The organism is Streptomyces sp. TLI_053 (assembly GCF_900105395.1).
In the GTDB taxonomy this organism is placed as follows: Bacteria; Actinomycetota; Actinomycetes; order Streptomycetales; family Streptomycetaceae; genus Kitasatospora.
Genome location: NZ_LT629775.1, coordinates 8,500,798 through 8,523,562 on the forward strand (window position 1 = coordinate 8,500,798; position 22,765 = coordinate 8,523,562).

General features: G+C 73.8%; 16 protein-coding genes. 9 read left to right on the forward strand and 7 right to left on the reverse strand.

The genetic code is table 11. The features are described 5' to 3' along the window. Nucleotides 1-7: 7 nt before the first annotated feature. Both BLU95_RS35440 and BLU95_RS35445 read right to left on the reverse strand, forming a co-directional pair. Entirely contained in the window at nucleotides 8-1,102 is a 1,095-nt protein-coding gene (locus tag BLU95_RS35440) for a polyprenyl synthetase family protein (protein ID WP_197698660.1), read from the reverse strand. After that, nucleotides 1,099-1,536 carry a hypothetical protein gene (locus BLU95_RS35445; protein WP_159425127.1) on the reverse strand — a complete coding sequence of 146 codons (438 nt, stop codon included), beginning with the start codon at nucleotides 1,534-1,536 and terminating at the stop codon, nucleotides 1,099-1,101. Before BLU95_RS35445 ends, BLU95_RS35440 begins: the two co-directional genes overlap by 4 nt. Nucleotides 1,537-1,920: 384 nt before the next feature. Between BLU95_RS35445 and BLU95_RS35450 the strand changes: the two genes are divergently transcribed. Then, on the forward strand, nucleotides 1,921-2,364 hold the full coding sequence (locus BLU95_RS35450; protein WP_093863587.1) for a hypothetical protein: 444 nt from the start codon (nucleotides 1,921-1,923) through the stop codon (nucleotides 2,362-2,364). A 210-nt stretch (nucleotides 2,365-2,574) separates the two neighbouring features. Here the strand turns inward: BLU95_RS35450 and qcrB are convergent, their stop codons facing one another. After that, nucleotides 2,575-4,161 (reverse strand): cytochrome bc1 complex cytochrome b subunit, encoded by a 1,587-nt coding sequence (qcrB, locus tag BLU95_RS35455; protein WP_093865371.1) that lies wholly within the window; start codon nucleotides 4,159-4,161, stop codon nucleotides 2,575-2,577. Nucleotides 4,162-4,638: 477 nt separating this feature from the next. Between qcrB and BLU95_RS35460 the strand changes: the two genes are divergently transcribed. Continuing rightward, nucleotides 4,639-4,995, forward strand: coding sequence for a hypothetical protein (locus BLU95_RS35460; RefSeq protein ID WP_093863588.1), 357 nt, complete (start codon nucleotides 4,639-4,641; stop codon nucleotides 4,993-4,995). Between the two features lie 145 nt (nucleotides 4,996-5,140). On the opposite strand, the gene BLU95_RS35465 is transcribed toward BLU95_RS35460, so the two are convergent. Together BLU95_RS35465 and fxsT are read right to left on the reverse strand one after the other, a co-directional pair. Continuing rightward, nucleotides 5,141-9,151 (reverse strand): non-ribosomal peptide synthetase family protein, encoded by a 4,011-nt coding sequence (locus BLU95_RS35465; protein ID WP_093863589.1) that lies wholly within the window; start codon nucleotides 9,149-9,151, stop codon nucleotides 5,141-5,143. Between the two features lie 211 nt (nucleotides 9,152-9,362). Beyond that, the gene (gene fxsT, locus BLU95_RS35470) at nucleotides 9,363-14,126 is read right to left on the reverse strand and encodes an FxSxx-COOH system tetratricopeptide repeat protein (RefSeq protein WP_286158602.1); all 4,764 of its coding nucleotides are present in this window, start codon (nucleotides 14,124-14,126) and stop codon (nucleotides 9,363-9,365) included. 186 nt (nucleotides 14,127-14,312) lie between these two features. Here fxsT and BLU95_RS35475 point away from each other — a divergent pair, with 186 nt between their 5' ends. Continuing rightward, on the forward strand, nucleotides 14,313-14,573 hold the full coding sequence (locus tag BLU95_RS35475) for a hypothetical protein (RefSeq protein WP_093863590.1): 261 nt from the start codon (nucleotides 14,313-14,315) through the stop codon (nucleotides 14,571-14,573). Between the two features lie 42 nt (nucleotides 14,574-14,615). Here the strand turns inward: BLU95_RS35475 and BLU95_RS35480 are convergent, their stop codons facing one another. Next, entirely contained in the window at nucleotides 14,616-15,527 is a 912-nt protein-coding gene (locus tag BLU95_RS35480) for a LysR family transcriptional regulator (protein ID WP_093863591.1), read from the reverse strand. A 64-nt stretch (nucleotides 15,528-15,591) separates the two neighbouring features. Between BLU95_RS35480 and BLU95_RS35485 the strand changes: the two genes are divergently transcribed. Beyond that, complete coding sequence (locus BLU95_RS35485; RefSeq protein ID WP_093863592.1) at nucleotides 15,592-16,392, forward strand: NAD(P)-dependent oxidoreductase; 801 nt, start codon at nucleotides 15,592-15,594, stop codon at nucleotides 16,390-16,392. Between the two features lie 117 nt (nucleotides 16,393-16,509). Here BLU95_RS35485 and BLU95_RS35490 read toward each other — a convergent pair whose 3' ends face one another. After that, the gene (locus BLU95_RS35490; protein ID WP_093863593.1) at nucleotides 16,510-17,406 is read right to left on the reverse strand and encodes an MBL fold metallo-hydrolase; all 897 of its coding nucleotides are present in this window, start codon (nucleotides 17,404-17,406) and stop codon (nucleotides 16,510-16,512) included. 142 nt (nucleotides 17,407-17,548) lie between these two features. Here BLU95_RS35490 and BLU95_RS35495 point away from each other — a divergent pair, with 142 nt between their 5' ends. From BLU95_RS35495 to BLU95_RS35515, 5 genes are all read left to right on the forward strand, one after another. Then, nucleotides 17,549-18,553 carry an AraC family transcriptional regulator gene (locus tag BLU95_RS35495; RefSeq protein WP_093863594.1) on the forward strand — a complete coding sequence of 335 codons (1,005 nt, stop codon included), beginning with the start codon at nucleotides 17,549-17,551 and terminating at the stop codon, nucleotides 18,551-18,553. A 344-nt stretch (nucleotides 18,554-18,897) separates the two neighbouring features. After that, nucleotides 18,898-19,992 (forward strand): sugar ABC transporter substrate-binding protein, encoded by a 1,095-nt coding sequence (locus BLU95_RS35500; RefSeq protein ID WP_093863595.1) that lies wholly within the window; start codon nucleotides 18,898-18,900, stop codon nucleotides 19,990-19,992. 196 nt (nucleotides 19,993-20,188) lie between these two features. Continuing rightward, complete coding sequence (locus BLU95_RS35505; RefSeq protein WP_078896788.1) at nucleotides 20,189-20,977, forward strand: ATP-binding cassette domain-containing protein; 789 nt, start codon at nucleotides 20,189-20,191, stop codon at nucleotides 20,975-20,977. Beyond that, nucleotides 20,974-22,239 (forward strand): sugar ABC transporter permease, encoded by a 1,266-nt coding sequence (locus BLU95_RS35510; RefSeq protein WP_093863596.1) that lies wholly within the window; start codon nucleotides 20,974-20,976, stop codon nucleotides 22,237-22,239. Before BLU95_RS35505 ends, BLU95_RS35510 begins: the two co-directional genes overlap by 4 nt. A 234-nt stretch (nucleotides 22,240-22,473) precedes the next feature. Continuing rightward, on the forward strand, nucleotides 22,474-22,710 hold the full coding sequence (locus tag BLU95_RS35515) for a hypothetical protein (RefSeq protein ID WP_093863597.1): 237 nt from the start codon (nucleotides 22,474-22,476) through the stop codon (nucleotides 22,708-22,710). The last annotated feature ends 55 nt before the right edge of the window (nucleotides 22,711-22,765 follow it).

Sequence of the window (22,765 nt, forward strand, 5' to 3'; positions counted from 1 at the left end):
AGCGGGATCAGCGGCCGCGGGCCACCACGAACGCGGGCAGCGCCAGCAGGAACCCGCGGGCCTCGGCGGCCTCCTCGCCGTCCCCGTCGGCGGCCTGCGCCGCGGGGGCCGCGCCGAGCACGGACTCGATCTCCCGGGCGGCCGCCGCGACCAGTCCGGCCGCCGCCTCCTGGGCGTGCGCCACGCAGTCGTAGGCCGTCATCCGGTCCAGCAGCCAGGCCACGTCCTCGGCCGCCCCGGGACCGCGCTGCGACCGGGTGAGGCTCAGATGCCGCACCACGCGGGCGCGTTCGGCCGGGGTCGCGCGCTCCAGCAGCTGGATCAGCATCAGGGTCCGCTTGCCCTCCCAGAGGTCGCCGGCGATCTCCTTGCCGTACTCCTCGGCCGCGCCGACCAGGTTGAGCACGTCGTCCTGGATCTGGAAGGCGGCGCCCAGGTACCAGCCGAAGCGGTCCAGCCGGTCGGCGTCCGTACCGGCCCCCTCGGCGACCAGCAGGCCGGAGCGGCACGGGTAGAGGAAGGTGTACCAGGAGGTCTTCTTCAGGCACATCCGGTAGTAGTCGGCGCTGGTCAGCCCGCAGGCGTTGTCCCGGATCCAGGCGATCTCCACGGCCTGCCCCTCCAGGGACTGGCGGCACATCAGCTCGGTCTCCTCGAACAGCCGCCAGGCCAGTTCCCCGCCGAGCGCCCTGCGGTTGGCCATCACCCGCCGCAGGCCGAGCAGGTTGGTCGCGTTGCCGACGTTCAGCGCGACCTCCACGCCGTACCGGGCGGGGAGTGTGGGCTCCCCCCGGCGCAGCTCGCTGCCGTCCTGGATGTCGTCGTGGACGAGGAAGGCGTTGTGGAACAGCTCCACGGTGACGGCCGGGTTGAGGGCCCGCTCGGGGCGGCCGCCGAACGCGGCGCAGGTGGCCAGGCAGAGCGCGGCCCGCAGGCCCTTGCAGGGGCGGGTCGGGTAGTCGGCGGCCAGGTCGTAGAGGTAGGGCGGGCTCTGCTCGGGGATGTGGCGCAGGAGTTCGGCGAGGGTGCGCTCGCGGTACCGGGCCAGGACGCGCTCGACCAGCGGCGCGCCGACGGCGGGGCGTCCGGCCGCGGTGGTCACCCGCCGGGCCGCTCGTCCGGTTCCGCGCCGCCGGTTCCGCCGTCGGCGGCCCGCGGCCCGCCCTGCGGTCCGAAGGCGTTCCGCAGGCCCTGATCGGCGAGGCCGGGGGCGAGCGAGCTGAGGCGGAGCAGCAGGTCGAGCACGTCGTGGGCGTTGGCGGCGAGCCGCTGGGCCTGCTCGGACACCTCGCCGGTGGTGCCGGCGAGGACGCGCTCGCTGACCGCGTCGATCAGCTGGTGGGTGTTCTCCGAGACCCGGCCCACCAGGCGGTCGAACTCCTCCTGGTCGACGCGGTGCTCGCCGGTCAGCCGGTCGGTCGCCGCCTTGGCGTCGGCGATCCCGGCGGACAGCTCCCGTTCCAGGACGGCCGCGGCCTCCATCACCGCGCGCGAGCCCTGCTCGCCCAAATCGCTGAACCGACCGGCATCGGGCATCGCTGACCTCCTGGTTCGCCCCCCGGCCGGGGCCGGGGCGGTCCGGGTCGGCGCGCGGCGGGGCGCCGTACCGATCGCCGATGGTACACGGTTGTGTGCGGAGCGTGTCCACGGCGTCACGATGGCGGAACCGGGCGCGCGCACGGGCCGTGGTGCGCCGGAGTCGCCCCGGCGTGCGGCGGTGTGCGCGCGCCGGGTGCGGCCGGGGCGGCCCGGCGAGTCGGGGCTTCCCGCCCGTCCGGTCACTGATAGTGATTGCCTGATCGCGGAGTGATCCACCGGGGGGGTGCACGGAGTGATCCACCGTGGGGTGCGGAGAGATCCGCCGGGGGCGGAGGACGGCAGCACCTGACAGTACGGGACGGCACAGGAGAAGGAGCGGTCATGGGTGGCAGACAGCGTCCGCCGAAGGCGCGGGGCGCCCGGCCGGAGGCGAAGCGGCGGACCGGGCGCCCGGTCGCCCCGGGCGAGGGTCGGCCGGGTGCGGGTCGGCCGGCGGTGGACCCCGGACTGGAGATCGCCCGGCTGGAGGGCTACCTCGCCTGGGAGGCGGAGGTCGCGGCGGCCCGGCGCGACGCCCGGGCCTTCGCCGACCGCTTCCCCTGGCTCGGGCCGGACGACCGGGAGGCCCTGGAGCAGGCGTACACCGACGACCGCCTCCGGTACGCGGAGGAGGTGGTCGACCGGGCGGTGGGCCGCTGCCGCGCGCTGGCCGCCCGCTACCGCGCCGAGTGCCGGCGGATCTGCGCCCGCTGGGCGGCCGTCTGCCTCTCGGTGGCCTTCGCCGTGGCCCTGCTCGCCGTCGTCCCGGTCGCCCTGCACGGCTGACCGGCCGCCGGGCCGGGATCGCCGGGCCGGGACCGTCGCCACCGGGATCGCCGGCCCGCCTCGCGGAGCGCCGGTGCCGGACCGTGGCAGGGGCTCAGGGGCTCAGGGGCTCAGGGGCTCACCCGCCGCCCGCACGACCGGGCCCGCCGAACACCGGGGGGTGTGCGGCGGGCCCGGTCGTGCGGTCCGCGGACGGCGGTGCGGACGGGATCAGTGGTGGCCGTGGCCGCTGCTGATCTCCTGGTGCTCCTCGGCGGTCGGCTTGGCGATCTGGCTGCCCTCGCCGTAGAAGCCGCGGGCCAGCTTGGCCCGGGTGCGGGCCAGCAGCCCGGCCTTGCGGGCCACGCCGTTCTCGTCCACCTCGGCCGGCAGCTCGAACGGCTGCGGCTGGTCGTGCGCGGTGAGCGTGTGCAGCCGCTCCGGCGGGAGCGCCGCGTGCACCTCGATGAACTCGCCGTGCTGGAGCCGCTTGATGACGCCGGTCTCCCGCCCGTGCAGCACCTTCTCCTTGTCCCGGCGCTGGAGGCCCAGGCACCAGCGCTTGGTGATCACGAAGACGATGACCGGGGCGACGAAGAAGCCGATCCGGGTCGCGTTGGTGATCGAGTTGATGGAGAGGTGGAAGTGGGTGGCGATCAGGTCGTTGCCGCCGGCGGCCAGCAGGACCAGGTAGAGGCTGATCCAGGCGGCGCCGAACGCGGTGCGCACCGGCGCGTTGCGGGGCCGGTCGGCGATGTGGTGCTCGCCCCGGTCCCCGGTGATCCAGGCCTCCAGGAACGGGTAGGACCAGATCGCCACCAGCACCAGCGGGAAGATCATCAGCGGGACGAACACCCCCATGTTGAGGGTGTGGCCCCACAGGCCGATCTCCCAGCCCGGCATGATCCGGATCAGGCCCTCGGAGAAGCCCATGTACCAGTCCGGCTGGGCGTCCGTGGACACCTGGTCCGGGCGGTACGGGCCGTACATCCAGATCGGGTTCACGGTGGCGATCGCGGCCATCGCGGACACCACGCCGAACACCAGGAAGAAGAAGCCGCCCGCCTTGGCCATGTAGACCGGCATCAGCGGCATGCCGACCACGTTGTCGTTGGTCCGGCCGGGCCCGGCGAACTGGGTGTGCTTGTGGTAGAAGACCAGGATCAGGTGGGCCACCAGCAGCCCGAGCATGATGCCCGGGATCAGCAGCACGTGCACCGTGAACAGCCGCGGCACGATCTCGTGGCCGGGGAACTGGCCCCCGAAGATGAAGAACATCAGGTACGTGCCGACGATCGGCACCGCGAGGATCGCGCCCTCCATGAACCGGATGCCGGTGCCCGAGAGCAGGTCGTCGGGCAGCGAGTAGCCCATGAAGCCGTCGAACATGCCGAGGATCAGCAGGCCCGCGCCGAACATCCAGTTGATCTCGCGCGGCTTGCGGAACGCTCCGGTGAAGAAGACCCGCATCATGTGCACGAACATCGCGGCCACGAAGACGATCGCGGCCCAGTGGTGGATCTGGCGGATCAGCAGACCGCCCCGGATGTCGAAGCTGATCCGCATCGTCGAGGCGAAGGCCTCCGACATCGGGACGCCCTGGAGCGGCACGTAGTTGCCCGCGTAGGTCACCTCGCCCATGGACGGGATGAAGAAGAGCGTCAGCCAGACCCCGGTCAGGATGATGATGACGAAGGTGTAGAGGCAGATCTCGCCCAGCATGAAGGACCAGTGGTCCGGGAAGATCTTGCGCAGATTGGACTTGGACAGGCCGTAGATTCCGAGCCGTCCGTCGGCCCAGTCGACGAGCGCCTCCACCTTGTTGGCGGGCGCCGCGCGGGTGCTGGTGACCGGCCCCGGGGTCGACTGCTGGTCGGCTCTCACGACGGGCTCCCCGGTGTCCGCCGCGGCATGTCCTGGGCGCCCGGCCGCGTCACGGCCGGCCGGTGGAGTGATGTGATCATCGGACCTCTCGATACGGGGGAGCCGGGCAGTCCGGCGCGCGGATCCGGCGACCCGCCGCCCCCGTTGCTCAAAGTGATGGAGCGCTTACTCTGTCATGCTGTCGGGAGCGCGCCGACTGTGCACGTCCATCGGCCCGTCCGGCCGCTCGTGTCGGCGCGTCCGGGGGTTCCCGGGGTGCTGGGCGGGCGGTGGCGGGGCCGTGACGGGACGTCCGGAGTCCGCCTCCGCTCCGGCTCGGATGCTGCGCTCGGGTGCTGTTGACGACGCGCCGGGACGTTCTGGCGCGCGCCGTGCCCGGGGAGGGTGCGGGAGCGGGCCTACGCTGCGCCAATGGTGGATCACCGGGAACTCTTCGAGGACGTGACAGCCGACCTGGCCCGGGCCGGCTTCGACATCGACCGCGGGCCCTCCGGGCTGCGGATCGGCCATGGCCCGCAGGGGGTGCTGATCGACTGGCCGCCCGCCGAGCAGGCGGCGGCCGACCAGCCGCCGCCCGCCGAGGGCATCCGGGCCGCGGTGACCGGCGCGGTCGCCGCCGTACTGCGCGAGTCCGGCTACCGGGTCGCGCCGGCCGGGCCGGACGGACTGCTCGTCACCGCCCCGCGTCCGGTCCGGGTCGCCGCGACCGACGCCCCGGGCGAGGGCGGCCGGGAGCCGGCCGGGGTCCCCGAGCAGTGGTGGGGGTGAGGGCGGACCGCCCGGGGTCCGCCCGGCGCGCGACCGGCGGGTCGCGCCCGCCGGTGAGGGGGACGGCGGGGCGCACCCGCCGGTGACGGCGCGCAGGCGCCCGGGGACCGGTTCCGACGGTCCCCGGGCGCCTGCAGCCGCGGGGTCAGGACGTGCTCCCGCCCCCGCCCCCGCTCGTGGCGGCGGCGATCGCGGCCGCCAGCTCGTCGACGCCCTCCTCCCGCAGCACGCCGTAGTGGTCCCCGGTCAGCCGGACCGTGGTCGGGCCGGCGGCCGACCAGCCGGAGCTGCCCTCGATGAACGAGTAGTCGTCGCCGGTGGCCTTGAGGACGGTCACCGGGGCCGACAGCCGCCGCTCGGCAAGCTCGCCGAAGGTGTACTCGAACTCGTAGGTCTCCCCGACGATCCGGGCCACCCGACGGATCAGCTCCTCGTCGAGCTCCGGCAGCGTCCGGTGGACGAAGGCGGCGAAGCCGTCCTCGTCCCGCACCTCGGCGAGGCACTCGGCCAGCCGGGGACCGCCGACGGAACCCGTGAACACCGAGTGGAGGATGGTCAGGTACGCCGGGTTGCGGTAGGAGGACTCGCGTCCGTACCGCTCCCCGTCCGCCCGGCGCAGCTCGGGGTTGCCGGGGCAGATCAGCATCAGCGCGGCCACCCGCTCCCCGGCCCGCTCCAGCTGCCAGGCCGCCTCGAAGGCCACCCGGGCGCCGAAGGAGTACCCCCACAGGGTGTACGGCCCCTCCGGACGGACCGCCCGGATCTGCGCCAGGTCGGCCGCCGCCGTGTCCCGGACGGTCGGGTACGGCGTCTCCCCGGGGTTGATGCCGTACGCCTGGACGCCGTAGAACGGCCGGCCCGAACGCCCGGCGAGCGGACGCAGGTTCATCGGGTAGCCGCCCAGTCCGGGCCAGCAGAACACCGGGTCGCCGGTGCCGCCCCGGTGCAGCGGCACCAGCCGGGAGGCGGCGTCCCCGCGCTCCGGGGCGCGGTCCGTCGCGGCGTGCTCGCCTCCCGCGCCGCCCGCCACGGCCGTGCCGGTCCCGGCCTTGTCGATCCCGGCGGTGTCGATCCTGGCCGCCAGATCGGCGAGCCGGGGGCACTCGAACAGCACCTGGAGCGGAAGCCGGACGCCGAACTCCCGGTTCACCCGGTTGACCAGCGCCACCGCGATCAGCGAGTTGCCGCCCGCCGCGAAGAACTCGTCCGCCGCGGAGACGGTCCCGTACTTCAGCGCGGCGGCCCAGATCCCGGTCAGCCGGCGCTCGGTCGGCGTCGCCGGCGCCACGAACGGCGCGCCGGTGGCGGCGTCCCTGACCTGCTCGGCGGCGGCCAGTGCCTTGGCGTCCACCTTGCCGTTGGCGGTCAGCGGCAGCTCGTCCAGCACCAGCACCCGGTTGGGGACCATGTAGTCCGGCAGCAGGGCGACCAGCTCGTCCCTGATCAGCTCCGCCGGGCCGCGCATGTGCACGGCGTCCTCCCGCATGCCCTCGCTGCGGATCTGCTCCTCGCTCACCCGGCCGCCGAGGAAGAAGTACGACGGGCCGCCGGCGATGCCGCACCCGGCCAGCACCGCGTCGATCCGGCGGGCGGCGGGCAGCGGGTGACCGCTCTTCGAGCTGTAGCCCGAGGACATGAACCCGAAGCCGAGAGCGTTGCGCTGCAGCCGGTGCAGCCGGATGCCCAGACCGATGTACTCCAGCCACGGTTCGGCGGCCCGGCTCACCGCGGTGATGCCGAAGCCCGCCCGCCGGTGGACCTGCTGGTTGATCGCGATGACGTGCCGGGACTCCACCACCTCGTCGGAGATCCTGGTGAGTTCGCCGCCCTCGTACCGGTACAGACCGGCCGGCAGGCCGTCGACCCCGCCCGGATGGGCCTGGACGAACAGCTCGGTGTCCTCCGGGCGCGGCCGCCCGTCCTCCGGGACGATCGCGAAGCTGCCCAGGTAGTGGTCCTCCTCGGCGACGTCCAGCCGCCGCTGGACGGCGGGCTCGTGGCCCAGCGGACGCACCGCCAGCCCGTACTCCGGCAGCACCTCCTCCAGCACGCCCAGCATGTGGCCGGTCTCGAACTCCAGTACCTCCTGGATGTTGTCGCGGTACACCGGCTCGATGGCGCCGCGCCGGCCGAGGAAGTGCAGCGCGAGCGGCGCACCCCCGGCCGCCCGGTCGCCGACCCGGACCAGGGTGTGGTCGACCGGGTGGTAGTAGTGCACGCCCGCCGCGAGGCCGTGCGAGCCGTCCGTCTCCAGGTACAGCTGGGTGGCGTACAGCGCGCCGGGGGAGGCGTAGGCGTACTTCGGCAGTAGCCGCTCGGGGCTGTGGAACTGGCCGAACCAGCGCAGTACCGGGCCGAGTTCGGCGAGGGTGACGGCGGTCGGGGCCCGGTCCGGCGGGGTGGTCCGGCGCGGCGGGGCGAGCAGCGCCACCAGGTCGTCCCGGGTGACCGGGCCGCCCTCGAAGAAGCGGTAGGTCTTGCGGGCGAAGGTCTCCCGCCGCTGCCGGTCGGTCTCCCGACGCCCCGGGAGGGCGACCACCGGCCGGCCGGCCAGCTCGGCCGGGCCGCGCAGCCCCGGGTTGGACAGCTGGGCCCGGACCTGGAGCTTGCTCGCCTTGGACCGGTGGTGGCCGCCGTGCTTGCCCTGGTCCATCAGGGCGGCCTCCTTGGGGTTCAGCTCCACGCAGGCCACCAGGTTGCGGTGGCCCGTCCGCGGGTCGTCGGTGACCACCGCGGCGGCCCGGCGCACCCAGGGGTGCTCCTCGACGGCGAGCGCGATCTCGTCCAGCTCGACCCGGTAGCCGCGCAGTTTGACCTGGTTGTCCACCCGGCCGGCGCACTGCAGGGTGCCGTCCGGGTTCCACTCGGCGAGGTCGCCGGTGCGGTAGAGGCGCTCGCCCGGCAGGTACGGGGAGGCGACGAAGCGCTCCGCCGTGAGGTCCGGCCGGTTGAGGTAGCCCCGGGCCAGCTGGACGCCGCCGATGTACAGCTCACCGGTCGCGCCGACCTCCACCGGCGCCAGCCCCTCGTCCAGGACGAAGCAGCGGGTGCGGTCCACCGGTACGCCGATCGGCACCGAACCGGCGCCGTCGCCGAGGGTCTCCGGGTCGATCCGGTGGGCGGTGGCGTTGATGGTGCACTCGGTCGGGCCGTACAGATTGACCAGCTCCGCGCCCGGCAGCGCCGCCGTCAGCGCCCGGGCGAGCCGGACCGAGAGCGCCTCGCCGCCGGAGTACAGCCCGCGCAGCCCGGTGCAGCCGGCCAGCCGCTCGGTGTCGAGCAGGGCCTGGAGCAGGGTCGGCACGCACTGGAGGGTGGTCACGCCGTGCGCGAGGACGGTGTCGATCAGGGCCTCCGGGTCCCGGTAGACGCCGGGCGTGCCCATCACCACCCGCGCGCCGGCGGCGGGCGCGAGGATCTCCCACTGCGCCGCGTCGAAGCTCATCGGCGTCTTCTGCAGCACGGTGGTGTCCGGGCCCAGATGACCGGCGTCGGCCAGCCAGCGCAGCTGCGACACGATGCTGTGGTGCTCGATCATCACGCCCTTGGGGCGGCCGGTGCTGCCGGAGGTGTGGATGACGTAGGCCAGCGATTCGGGGGCGGGACCGGCCGGGGCGTGGGCCTGGTGCGGGATGTTGTGGGCGCCCGCGGTCGCCGACGGCGGCGCGTCCGGGGCCGGCAGGTCGGCGGCGGTGACGATCCGGGTGCCGGCCGGGACCAGCTCGGCCAGCCGGGACCGCAGGTGCTCCTGGGCGACGACCACCCTGGTCCCGCTGGACTCGATCATCCAACGGAGCCGCTCCTCCGGGTACTCGGGGGAGAGCGGCAGGTACGCGGCGCCGGCGTGCAGAATGCCCCAGGCGCCGGTCATCAGCGCCAGGGAGGGTTCGGTGTACAGGCCGACGCAGTCGTCGGTGGCCACGCCCAGCCGGTGCAGGTGCGCGGCGAGCGCGTCGGCGGCGTCGGCGAGCTCGCGGAAGCTCAGCCGGGCGCCGGTAGTGCCGGGGCCGGGGCCGGGGCCGGGGCCGCTCTCGGCCGGGGCGGTGACCGCCGTGGCGTCGGGGCGGGCGGCGGCCTGGGCGCGGAGCAGGTCCGGCAGGCAGACGGAGCGGCGGGCGTCGAGGAGGGTGGCGAACAGGACGGACTGTGCGGTCATGACGGGGTTCCCTGGGCTCGGGCCGATGGGGCCGCCCGGTGCGCGGACCGGGCGTGACTCCCAAGGTCCGCCGCCCGCTGTCCCGGACACCCGGGGCGGTGGCCGTCTCCCGGCCCCGCCTCGGGCCCGGGGCGGTCCCCCTTCCGGGCCGGGGCGGTCCCGCCCGCGTCCCGGGCGCGGTCCCGGACGCCCGGGGCGCGGTCCCGGTCGGTCAGAACGGCTGGGGTTCGAGGTCCCGGTCGATCTGCAGCCATTCGAGAACGGACCGCAGGTGCGGGTGCTCCTCTCCCAGGAGACGGGTGATCGCGGCCAGTGCCTCCGACCGCAGCTCGACGGCCTCCTGCCGGCGGCCCTGGCGGCGCAGGGTGACGGCCAGGTTCGCCCGGCAGACCGCGGTGTCGGGATGCTCCTGGCCGTACCGCTCGGACAGTCCCCGGAGAGCGGCTCGGCCCAGCTCCTCGGCCTGCTCCTGGTCCCCCGCCGCGGAAAGGGAATTGGCCAGGGTGAGCACGGCGTTCAGCGTGGACGGGTGAACCGGCCCGACCGTGGAGGTCAGTCCGCGGACCGCCTCCTGCCCGAGCAGGACGGCCGCTCCGAGGTCGCCGCAGCGGCGCCGGTACAGCCCGAGGTTGGCGGCACAGGCGAGGGTGAAGGGGTGCAGCGGGCCGAACCGCCCGCGATGGCCTTCGTAGGCGCCGCTCGCGAGGTCCCGAGCCGCCTCGTGGTCGCCGCAGGCGCCGAGGATCGCGGCCAGGTCGAGCGCGGAGGCCAGTGCGGCGGGTGTGTCCGGGCCGTGCGGTTGCAGGTGGCGGTGGTAGGTGTCCTCGGCGAGCTGCCGGGCCTCCTCGGTCCGGCCGAGCAGGCGCAGGCCGACGGCGAGCGAGTCGGCGGTGCTCAGGCATTCCGGCGCGTCCTGACCGAGGACCTCGTGGAGCTGGCTGAGAGCCTCCCGGAGGACCTCCGACGAGGAACGGTAGTCGCCGAGTTCACGCAGCCCCCGGGCCCAGTTGGCCTTGCTGACGAGGGTGGCCGGGTGCAGCGGGCCGAGGACGGTCGTCCGTCGCTCGAAGGTCTCCCGGTCGAGGTCGCGGGCGGTCGTCAGGTCGCCGGTCAAGCGGTGGTCGAGTGCCAGGTCGTTGGCCGTGGACAGGGTGAGCGGGTTGTCGTCCCCGAACAGCTCGCGGAACTGTTCGAGGGTGTCGAGGTCGAGGGCCAGCGCGGCGTCGAAACGACCGGTGGCCCGCCGGTCGGCGGCGAGCGAGCCGGCGGTCATCAGGGTGTAGGCGTGGTGTTCGCCGAAGGCGGCCCGTTGGCGTTCCAGCACGCCTTCGTCCAGGGCGAGGGCCTCGGTGTAGTCGCCCCGGGAGCGCAGCACGGCGGCCAGGTGGTAGCGGAGCACCAGCGTCTGCCGGTCGTCCTCGCCCAGTTTGGTGCTCCAGTGCGCGTCCAGTGTCCGGCCGAGCTGGAGCGCCGCGTCCAGGTCCCCGCGGGTCCGGAGGTAGCGGACCCGGTCGATGAGGAGCAGCCGGGTGTCGGGGTCGTCGCAGTCCTGGGCCTCCGAGGGCATCAGATGTGGCCAGATCCGGTCGTAGGCAGGCCAGTTGGCCGGGTCGTCGGTCTCGCCGACCACCGGTCGCGCCCCCGCGAGGACCAGGTGCACCGCGTGGCGGGCGGTCCGTCGTTCGTCCTCGGCCAAGGTGGCCAGCAGCGTCGACTGGACCAACCGGTGGACCTGGAGGGTCTGCCGGCCCGGATCCGTGCTGGCCAGGGCGAGCCGGCCGATGGCCTGGATCACCGAGCCGAGCATGAACCGGTCGCCGAGATCGGCGTCGTACGGGACGAGGGCGCGGACCATCTCGTCGCTGTAGACAAGGGGCATCGCGATCGGCTCGGCGGACATGAACGCGCAGAGCTGGAGCAGCCGGACGGCGGCCGGGGACTGTTCGCGCAGTCGGGCGATGGAGATGTTCCAGGCGGCGTCGCCCGGGGTCGGGTAGTCGGTGGGCGCGGCGGCCATGGACAGCACCCGGACGGACTCGGTGCGCAACTGCGCGAGATAGGCGGCGACGGTGGTGTCGGTCTCCGCCAGCCAGGCGGACGCGATCTCGACCGCCAGCGGCAGGTCACCGACCGCCTCGGCGACCTGCCCGGCCTCCTCGGGTGAGATGTCGGGCAGGCGACGGGCCAGGTGCTCGACGCTCTCGGCCCGCTCGAAGACGTCGACCTCCAGTGCCTCGGCCCGCCTCGACCAGCCGGAGTGGCGAGAGGTGAGCAGGATGTGACCGGAGCCGCCGGGCAGGTAGCGGACGACCTCGTCGACCTCGTCGGCGTTGTCGAAGACCAGCAGCCAGCGCGAGTGAGGTTCACCGCGCCCCAGCGCGTCGCGGGCGGCCTCCATGGCCGCGCTGACCGAGTCGCCGACCTGGAGGCCGAGCCGCTCCGCCAGTTCGGCGAGGGCGACGGCGATCAGCTCGGACTGTTCGGCACTGATCCACCACACGAGGTCGTACTCGGCCGCGAAGCGGTGCGCGTACTCCAGGGCGATCTGGGTCTTGCCGATGCCGCCGAGACCCAGCAGCACCTGGACACCGGCCGGCGTCGACCCGGCTCCGCCGCTGAACCGGTCGCGCAAAAGGTCCAGGACGGCCGTACGTCCGGTGAAGTACTGGTTGCGGGGAGGCATTTCCCAGACCGTGGGCCGTCGGCCGGGGAAGGGAGGGGCTTCGCCGCCCGGTTCCGCTGCTGGGGTACCGGGCAGTCCCAGGGCGGCGAGCAGGACCTGCACGGCCTCCGCCTCGTCGAGGCCGACCAGATCGACCGGGTTCCGGTGGCTGATCGGCAGGCTGAACCGGGTGTCGTCGACCCGGACCGGGATCAGCGGACCTCGGTCGCCGGCGGGGTCGTACTCCGCCGTCCGCTCCCACAACTCCTGGAGTCGGCGCGAGTTCTGGGACGCGCCGGACAGGACGGCCACGGTCCTGGCCCCGGCCCCGGCCCCGGCCCCGGCGTCGGTCGTCACCCGGCAGCCCGCCCGGGTGAGGACCGCTCCGATCCAGTCCGCCCAGGTCCGGTCCGCGTCGAGGCAGAAGAGCAGGAGGTCCTCGGGGACGGCCGGGCGGTGGCGGGTGAAGGACTCCAGGTGACGCAGCCGCAGCTCCTCGTCGACCGGTGGAAGGCCGGTGACCCGGCCGCCTGTCAGGACGGCGACGAGCCGCTCGAAGGCGGACAGCATCGAGCTCGCGAGGCCCGGCTCGTCGGCGAAGGCCGCGAGGATCGACTCGAAGGCGTAGAACGGGCGGTACGGGAGCTCCACCGAGGCCCAGTAGCCGGTCAGTTCCTCGCCCGCCAGGCCGGCCGGCAGTCCGTCGAAGCGCGTCCGGGCGAGGGCCCGGCCGGCGTCGGCCTTCTCCTTCTCGCGGTCGTCGACGCGGGTCGGCACGGGCAGTACCCGGACACCCCGGTCCTGTTCGCTCCCGTGGACCGATCGGGCGACCTGGGCGGCACCCTCGATGGACTGGGCGCTCAAGGTGAAGCAGACCACCAGGTCGTCCGGCAGCCGGAGGGTGCACAGTTCGGCGCTGTCGGACAGGCCGCTGGGGGCGTCGATCAGGACGTAGTCGTAGTGGTGGCGGAGGTCCTGGCCCACGGTTCCGACGAGGTTCTCCGTCGCGGCCCGGGCGAGGAGGGCGTCCGTCCCGTCGGCGAGGGCGTCCCCGGCCGGGAGCAGGTCGAGCCGCCCGTCGCCGGGGAACCCGGACCAGCGGAGCGGGCGGACGTGGTCGAGGACGCAGGCCGGGTGTTCCGTCCGGTTCTCGGGTGCGTCCAGGGAGCGGCGGAGCAGGCCGACGAGATCCCGGCTCACGGCTCCGGAGTCCTCGGCTTCGAGGAACGGGTGGAAGTAGTGGTGCAGGCCCGGTGCGGCGAGGTTCCAGTCGACCGCGAGCACCCGGAAGCCGTTGGCGGCCAGGATCCAGGCGCAGTTCGCCGTGACCGTCGTGCGGCCGGAGCCGCCCTTGTAGGAGTAGAAGGTGACGACCCGGCCGTCCGCGCTCGGACCGGTGTGGCCGGGAGCCGGTTCGAGGGGCGCGGCCGCCCGGGCGTCCCACGCGTCGGCGAGACGCCTGACCGTGCGGTCGCCCTCCTCGTTGATCGCGCCCAGCCGCTCCAGCGCCCGGTCGATGTCCTCGCCGAGCGGATCCTCGGTGCTCTCGGCGGGCGCGAGCGGAAGGTCCGTCCGGTGGTCACCGGGCCGCCCGCCGTCGGAGTCCTGGAGCAGGGCGACCCGTTCGGTCAGCCGGCCCATCTGGTCGAGCACCTGGGAGAGCAGCCCCTCGACCTCGGCGCGCCGGGTCTCGGCCCGGAGCAGTTCGTCCATCGCCCGCCGTTCGCGGTCGTGGGCGTCGACCAGTTGCCGCTGGGTGGAGAGCAGGCGGGCGAGTTCCTGTCGGTGCCCCAGCAGCCGGTTGCGTTCCTCGGTCAGCTCGCCGACGCGGTGCTGCAGCGTGGCCAGCATGATCAGGAGGACGGTGACGATCTTCTCGGTGTTCTCCAGGGCCAGTTGGAGTTCGTCGCGCTGCTCCTTGGCCTTGCCGAGTTGGTGGTAGAGGGTCTCCAGGTAGCCGTGCTGCTCCTCGATGCTCCCGCCGGGCAGGCTGCCGCCGGGACGGCTTCCGGGGAGGGCGCGGGGTGGAGCGGGGTCGCGGGCGGCCTGAAGGAGGTTCAGGGCCCGGCGGAGGTCCCGCTGGTCGCGGGTGGTGGCCGCCACGAGGGCGCGGACGAACTGTTCGGTGGGCACGCGGCCGGAGAGGTTGCCGCTCACGGTGCCGGGTGCCCGACCGACGGTCCGGGCGACGTCCGCCACCGTCCGCCCGGCGGTGATCACCAGGTGGCGGAGGAACTCGGCGAGTTCCTCCGCCTCCGGGCTCTCCGCCCGGACCGGGCCGAACGGGCGGCCGCCCTGGTTCGCCTGCGCCACTCGTCCCCCCGGACCCCGCCCGACCGACAGCTCGTTGTTCGGCATTATCACCGAACAACCACCGGTTGTTCGGCCCGTTGCCAGGGGTGTCCCGGTGAACAACGGCGATGAACTCGTCCGCCTGTCAGCGTCGTTCCCGAAGACCTGAGCCGGGAGGGCCGTCCCGGCGGGAACGGAGAATCCGACATGACCGTGCTGACCCTCACTCCGCGTACGCTCGGCCCGCTGCAGCGGGTGCTGCTGGTGGCCCTGCTCGCCCCCGTCCTGGCGGTGGCCGTGCTGGCGACCGTGCCCGCCCTGCTGGTGCTGCCCTTCCTCCGGGACGGGGACCGGCGGGTGGTCAGCCTGCTGCGCACCCACACGGCGGCCCTGTCCGCCCTGCTGGCGGGGAGCCGTCCGGACCCCGCCGGACCTCCGGCGGGGCCGCGCCGACGGGGTCGGTCGTGAGCCCGGGCCGGGGCGGGCCCGGGGCCGGAATCAGGGCCGGAGTCAGGGCCGGGGCCGGGGCGGTCGTGCGGCCGCCGCGCGGGCGAGGTGCGGGAGGAAGGCGGTGACGGCGGGAGGCGCGGAGCGGGTCCGGAGCGTCGCGGTGCGGACCAGGCGGACCGGGGTGTCCTCGGGGTGGAGCGGGACGAGCGCGATGTCCGGTCGGGTGGCGCGGGCGGCCAGGGCGGGGATCAGGGTGGCGCCGAACCCGGCGGCGACCAGGCCGAGTTTCGCCGTCCAGGCGCCGACCTCGTAGGCGATCCGGGGCTGGAAGCCGCTGCGGACACAGGCGGCGAGCAGGGTGGACTCGGCCCGGCTGCTGGCGGCGATCCAGGGCTCGTCGGCGAGTTCGACGAGCCGCAGCCGCTCCCGGCCGGCGAGCGGGTGGTCCGGGGGGAGGGCCACCAGCACCGGGTCCTCGGCCAGGGGGCGGAGGTCGAACAGCTCGGTGTCGTAGGGGTGTCCGGGGTAGCCGGCGACCACCGCGAGATCGATCGCGCCGTCCCGCAGCCGGTCGAGCAGTTGTGCCGAGAGGCCCTCGGCGAGGGAGATGCCGATCCCCGGATGCGCCGTCCGGAAGGCTGCCAGCGCGGCCGGGACGAGGGCGGCGTTGGCACTGTCGAAGGCGCCGATCCGCAGGCGGCCGAGGCCGAGGCCGGTGAGCGCGGCGAGGTCGCGGCGGGTGCCGTCCAGCCGGTCCAGCAGTGCCTCGGCGTGCGGCAGCAGCGTCCGGCCGTGTTCGGTGAGGCGGACGCCGCGGGCCAGCCGGTCGAACAGCTGGACACCGAACTCCGCCTCCAGGGTCGCGATCTGACGTGATATCGCGGACTGGGTGAACCCCAGCTGCTCGCCGGCGGCGGTGAACGAGCCCAGTCGGGCGGTGGTGCGGAAGACGTCGAGCCAGGCCATGTCCATTCCGCATGGCTACCATGCGGGACATTCGCTTGTCGCCTGGCTCGGCGGTTCCTAGCGTGGAGCCATGGAGAAGATCGCATTTCTGGGCCTCGGCCGGATGGGGCTCCCGATGGCCTGCCGACTCGCTTCCGGCGGTTACCCGTTGACGGTGTGGAACCGGACGCCCGGCCGGGTGCCGGAGCCGGTGGAGGGGCTGGTGGAGGCCGCGGACCCGGCGGCGGCGGTGCGCGGCGCGGGTGTCGTGGTCACCATGCTGGCCGATCCGGCGGCACTGGCGGCCGTCGCGCGGCAGATCGTGGCCGAACTGGAGCCCGGCACCGTGTGGGTCGACATGTCCTCGGTGGGCCCCGTGGCGGTGGCCGAGGTGAGGGACCGACTGCCGCACGGCGTGGGCCTGGTGGACGCACCGGTGCTGGGCAGCGTCGGACCGGCCGGGACCGGCGGGCTGACCGTCCTGGTGGGCGGCGGGCCGGTGGACGTGGAGCGGGTCCGCCCCGTGCTGGAACGGCTCGGCCGGGTGGTCGACTGCGGTGGCCCCGGGGCCGGTGCGGCGCTCAAGCTGGTGGCGATCGGGGCGATCGTCGGGGGAGTGGCGGTGGTCGCCGAGGCGCTGGCCCTGGCCGGATCGCTCGGCCTGCCCGAGGAGTTGGCGGCCGGGGTGCTCGCCGCCGGGCCGCTCGGGGGGCTGGTGGCACGGGCCCGGGCCGTCGACGCCGACTTCCCGGTGCGGCTGGCGGCCAAGGACCTGGCGCTGGCGGGCGGCGGGCCGGTGCTCGACGCGGTGCGCGAACGGCTGCTCGCCCACCCGGAGTTGGCCGAGCAGGATCTCGCGCGCTGGGTGGACGCGGTCCGCGCCGGGGGCTGAGGGCGGTTCGGGGGCCGGCCGGGCCGGGTGCTGAGCCCGGCTCGCGCGGGCAGGCCGTGCCGCGGGCCGGGGTGTCCGTCCGCCTCGGGGGAGGACGGACACCCCGGCCCGCGGCCGTCAGCCGGCCCAGCGGGTGACGGCGAAGCCGGAGCCCTCGCGCCGCACCTCGGCGGCGCCCGTCCCGGCGAAGTGCGCCGGGACGACCAACTCGTGCTGGTCGGCAGCCCGTTCGAGGACGCTGCGCCGGGTGGCCGCGGCCATGGCCGGGTCCTCGCAGAAGCAGCTGTTGCACTCGGGGCGGGCCAGCTGGAGCGGGCTGTGCAGCAGGTCGCCGACGAACACCGCCCGCTCGCCGCGCGAGTCGAGCCGCAGGACCGAGGAGCCGGGGCTGTGGCCGGGGGCGGGCTCCAGGGTGAGGGCCTCGTCGAGCCGGACGCCCTCCGTCCACAGCACCGCCCGGCCCGAGCGGACCACCGGCTCGATGCTGTCGGCGTAGAGCAGCCGTCGCTCCTCCTGACGGGTCGCCGGACCGGCGCGCCCGGGCCCGTCCGGGGCGAAGGAGGCGTGGTCGGCGGCCGGCAGGTAGTAGACGGCATTGGGGAAGGCGGGCACCCATTCACCGTCCCGCTCCACGGTGTTCCAGCCGACGTGGTCGGCGTGCAGATGGGTGTTGACCACCACGTCGACGTCCTCGGGCCGCACGCCGGCGGCCGCGAGCAGGTCGAGGAAGTCGCTGTCCCGCTCGTGGAAGAGCCGGTTGTGCGGGCGTTGCCTGCGGTGCCCGACGCCGGTGTCGACCAGGACGGTGCGGCCTCCGTGGCGGACCACCCAGCTCTGCAGGGCGCCGAGATGGGTGTCGTCGGCGCGGTTCCAGTGGTCGGGTGCGAGCAGCTCCGCGTTCCGCTCCCAGTCCTCGGGCGTCGCGCCGGGCACGATGTCGGCGGAGGGCATGAACGCCCCCTCCCACTCCCTGACCCGCAGTACCTCGGCCTCGCCGAGCACGATCCGTTCCATGGTCCCTCCCGTGGTGCCGTGCGCTGTCGTTCCGTCGACGATTCCGATCCTAGGAGGGGTCTACTGAGCGGTTCAATGCGCGAATGACTCGATTCAATACGTGATCGGCTCACCGATGTGCCGCTGCGGCTATTCTGCGGGCATGGACGTGGTGAGCGACGCGATCGCGGCGGTCCGGATCGGACGGCCCTCCTCCAACCGGCTGCGGGTCGGCGGGGCGTGGTCGGCCCGGATCCCCGCCTACGAGGGCGCCGGCTTCCACGTGGTGCTGGAGGGCGGCTGCTGGCTGCTGCCGGACGGTGGTGGGCCCGTCCGGCTGGGGGCGGGGGACGCCGTCCTGCTGCCGCACGGGACGGGCCACGTGCTCGCGTCCGCGCCGCTGGACCGTGACGCGGTGGCCCTGGCGGTGCCGATCGAGCGCCTGCTCGCGGCGGCCCGGCCGACGCCGCCGGTGCCGGAGGGCCCGCACGGCGGCGCTCCGGGGGCGTTGCCGGTGCTCGGCGCCGTGAGCGGGTCGATCGCCGAACTGCTCTGCGGGAAGTACCGCTTGGAGCACAGCCGGACGCACCCGCTGATGCTGGAGCTGCCGGACGTGGTGCATCTGCCGAACCGGGTCGGGGCCCACCCCCAACTCCGGGCGGCGGTGGATCTGTTGGGTGGTGAACTGGCCGCCGACGGGGCCGGTGGGGCGTTGGCGGTGCCGAGCCTGATCGATCTGCTGCTGGTGTACATGCTGCGGGCCTGGCTCGCGTCGCCCCCGGACGCGGGGGCGGAGCCCATCGCGGGCGGCCGCTGGCCCGCTGTGCTCGGGGACCGGGTGGTGGCGGGTGCCCTGCGGGCGCTGCACGAGGATCCGGCACGGGGGTGGAGCGTCGAGGAGCTGGCCGCGAGCACGGGTGTCTCCCGGGCGACGCTGACCCGTCGGTTCACCGCCCTGGTCGGCCGGGCGCCGATGGCCTACCTGGCCTGGTGGCGGATGACCCGGGCGGCCGCGCTGCTGCAGCAGACCGCCGATCCGCTGGACGTCATCGCCCGGCGGGTCGGTTACGCGACGCCGTACGCGCTCTCGCACGCCTTCAGCCGGCAGTTCGGGACGACCCCGGGCCGCTACCGGGACCGGATGGCCGCCCAATTCGCTGACGGATGATCAAACTCTTGAACGTTTGAGTGTGACCGCCCTGTCCCTGTCAAGAGGGCCTCGTGCTGCCGTCGGGGTGGCGGTATGTGCAGCGAACGATCGTTTGCCCACCAGGTACGTACCAGGTCACGGCTATTGATCGTGGGCGATTCGTCCTTTTCTGTCATGTCCTGTCAGGTCTTGACTCGGAGGATCCTCCAAGTTTCAACCCCTAGTTGGCGTTCATGAAGATAACGAATGGGCAGGGATTCCTCGGAGCTTGAATTTACTTATTGACGACACAGGACGGCGCCGGGTTAACTCCTGCCACCTCGCCGCAGAGTTGCGGCCCCTGTCACGGAGGCATCCACCCCATGAACGCAACGATGCGTCGCGTCCTCGTCGGCACCGCCGCGGTCTCGATGGCCCTCTCGCTGGCCGCCTGCGGCAAGGCCGGCGGCGACAAGAAGGACAGCGCGAGCTCCGGGGACTCCAAGTCCATCGGCCTGCTGCTGCCGGAGAACGCCTCCTCCACCCGTTACGAGTCCTTCGACCGTCCGTTCATCGAGGCCAAGGTCACCGCCCTCTGCCCGGACTGCAAGGTCCGCTACAGCAACGCCGAGGGCAGCGCGGCCAAGCAGAAGCAGCAGTTCGACACCCTGATCGCCGAGGGCGTCAAGGTGATCGTCCTCGACGCCTTCGACGCCAAGTCCACCCAGGCCTGGGTCAAGGAGGCGGCCGGCAAGGGCGTCAAGGTCGTCGCCTACGACCGCCTCGCCACCGGCCCGGTCTCCGCCTACGTCTCCTTCGACAACGAGAAGGTCGGCGAGCTCCAGGGCCAGGCCCTGCTGGACGCCCTCGGCGCCAAGGCCGCGGACGCCAACATCGTGATGATCAACGGTGACGAGGCCGACCCGAACGCCGCGCTGTTCAAGTCCGGTGCCCACAAGGTGCTGGACGGCAAGATCAAGAAGGTGGTGTACGAGCAGTCCGGCGAGTGGAAGCCCACCGTCGCGGGCCAGAAGACCGGCGCCGCCATCACCCAGCTGGGCAAGGACGGCTTCCAGGCCGTCTACTCCGCCAACGACGGCATGGCCGGCGCGATCATCACCCAGCTCAAGGCGGCCGGTGTCAACGTCCCGGTCGGCGGCCAGGACGCCGGCCTCGACGCGATCCAGCGGATCGTCGCCGGGGACCAGGCCTACACCATCTACAAGGCGTACAAGCCGCTCGCCGACAGCGCCGCCGAACTCGCCGTCAGCCTGCTCCAGGGCAAGGACGTCAAGGCCGTCGCCTCCGCCACCGTGGACAGCGACACCGACAAGGGCATTCCGGCCAAGCTGCTGGACCCCAAGGTCGTCACCAAGGCCAACATCACCGACACCGTCGTCGCGGACGGGCTCTACAAGGCCGCCGACATCTGCACCGCCGACTACGCCGCCGCCTGCGCCGCCGCCGGCCTGAAGTGACCCCGGGCCGCTGACGTCCGGCCGCCGACGGTCGGTGGCCGATGTCCGGCGACCGACCCCCGGCCGGCGTGGTCCGGCCGCCGACGGCCGGCCGACGTCCGTCCGGCGCCCTCGCGCGGCGCCGGACGGCGGCCCGCCCCGCCGTCGCCTCCCGTTCCCACCCCTCCCCTCCCCGCCACGCACACCCCCGCAGGAGATGGTTCACGTGACAGGCGCACCCGTACTGGCGCTGCGCGCGGTCTCCAAGCGCTTCGGCGCTGTCCAGGCACTCACCGACGTCGACCTAGACGTCCACGCCGGTGAGGTCGTCGCGCTGGTCGGCGACAACGGTGCCGGAAAGTCCACGCTGGTCAAGACGATCGCCGGGGTCCACCCCATCGACGAGGGCACCATCACCTGGGAGGGCCGCCCGGTGCGGATCGGCCGCCCCCAGGACGCCCAGGCCCTCGGCATCGCGACCGTCTACCAGGACCTCGCGCTCTGCGACAACCTCGACGTCGTCGCCAACCTCTTCCTCGGCCGTGAGCTGCGTCGCCGCGGCACCCTGGACGAGGTCGCCATGGAACGGCGCGCCAAGGAGCTCCTGGACACCCTGTCGATCCGCATCCCGAGCGTGCGGATCCCGATCGCCGCGCTCTCGGGCGGCCAGCGCCAGGTGGTCGCCATCGCCCGCGCCCTGGTCGGCGACCCCCGGATCGTCATCCTCGACGAACCGACCGCCGCCCTCGGTGTCGAGCAGACCGCGCAGGTCCTGGACCTCGTCGAACGGCTGCGCCAGCGCGGCCTCGGCGTCATCCTGATCAGCCACAACATGGCGGACGTCCGCGCGGTCGCCGACACCGTCGCCGTGCTGCGGCTCGGCCGCAACAACGGCGCCTTCCCGGTCGCCGGGACCACGCCCGAGGAGATCATCTCCGCCATCACCGGCGCCACCGACAACGCCGTCACCCGGCGCCAGGCACGCATCGCGGAGGAAGCGAAGTGAGCACCAGCCAGACCACCCCCGCCGCCGACACCCCGGCCCCCGCCGTCGACCCCCGGCTGCTGGTCCGCCAGGGCGGCGTCGCCGGCTACGCCGACGAGTTCCGCCGCAAGATCCGCAGCGGTGAACTCGGCGCCCTGCCCGTCGTCCTGGGCCTGATCCTGATCGCGATCATCTTCCAGAGCGTCACCGGCCACTTCCTCCAGGCCGACAACCTGACCAACATCACCAAGTGGATCGCCGGCTACGGCCTGATCTCGGTCGGTGTCGTCTTCGTCCTCCTGCTCGGCGAGATCGACCTCTCGCTCGGCTCGGTGGCCGGCGCCTGCGCCGCCGTCACCTCCGTGCTCGCGGTGCGCCAGGGCCTGAACGAGTGGCTGGCGATCCTCCTCGCCCTGCTCACCGCCGGTGCGATGGGCGCCCTGCACGGCTTCTTCTTCGCCCGCATCGGCGTCCCCGCGTTCGTCGTCACCCTGGCCGGCATGCTCGCCTGGAGCGGCCTCCAGGACTACGTGCTCGGCAAGCTCGGCACCGTCAACAACATCAACGACGGCGTCGTCGCCCACCTGGACAACTACTTCCTCGGTGACGGCGACATCCTCTTCGCCTGGCTGCTCGCCGTCGTCGCCGTCGCCGGGTACGGCGCCGCCCAGGTGCTCACCGCCCGCCGCCGCACCGCCGCCGGCCTGCCCGCCAGGCCGGTGGGCGAGATCGCCCTGCGCACCGGCGCCCTGGCCGTGGTCGCCCTGGTCTCCGCCTGGACGCTGAACCAGGACAGCGGTCTGCCGCTGCCGCTGGTGGTGCTGGTCGGCGTGGTCGCGCTCACCGACTTCGTGCTCCGCCGCACCTCCTACGGCCGGCAGATCTTCGCCGTCGGCGGTGGCATCGAGGCGGCCCGCCGGGCCGGCATCAACGTGGCCCGGGTGCGGATCTCGGTCTTCATGATCTCCGCGATGCTGGCCGGCCTCGGCGGCCTGTTCATCGCCTCCCAGCAGGGTTCGGCGGACAAGCTGCTCGGCAGCGGCAATGTGCTGATGAGCGCGATCGCGGCGGCCGTCATCGGCGGGACCAGCCTCTTCGGCGGCCGGGGCAGCACCTGGTCGGCGCTGCTCGGCATGCTGGTGATCCAGTCGATCACCACCGGACTGGACATGGTGCACGCGGCCCAGGCCATCCAGTACATGATCACCGGCGCGGTGCTGCTGGCCGCGGTGGTGCTCGACTCGGTCTCCCGGCGCACCCAGAAGTCCGCCGGCCGGGGCTGAGCCCGGCGACACGCCCTGAACGGCCCGGTCCCCACCCCCACGGGGACCGGGCCTCCGGCGTGCCCCGGCCCGTCCGCCCGGGTGCCCCGGCGCCGTCCCGGTCGTCCCGCTCGGGACGTTCGTCCCTGTCGCCGGGCCCGTCCGGCCCCGCACCCTGGACTGCGGGCCGCCGACCCACGAAGTCCGGCCGCCCCGACGAACCCGGGCCCCGAGTGTGAGGACGTACCGCCGCCCATGCCCGCCGAGACGATCGTGCACCGTCTGGTCGACGCCTTCTTCACCCACTGCCAGGAGTGCGGCGAACCGCGTGACAGCAACTGCCACCCCCGCGCCCACTGGCGCCTCTACCTCGACCTCGACGCGGAGACCCTGACCCGGATCCGCCACTGGGCGCTCGACCCGGACAGCCCCGTCGGTACCGAGACCGAACGTGCCGTGCTGCTGCACTGGCTGGACGCCCAGGAGGCCTGAGCCCCGGCGCCGGCGCCCGTCGTTCCCCCGTTCCGGCCGCCGCGCCGGTGCTGCG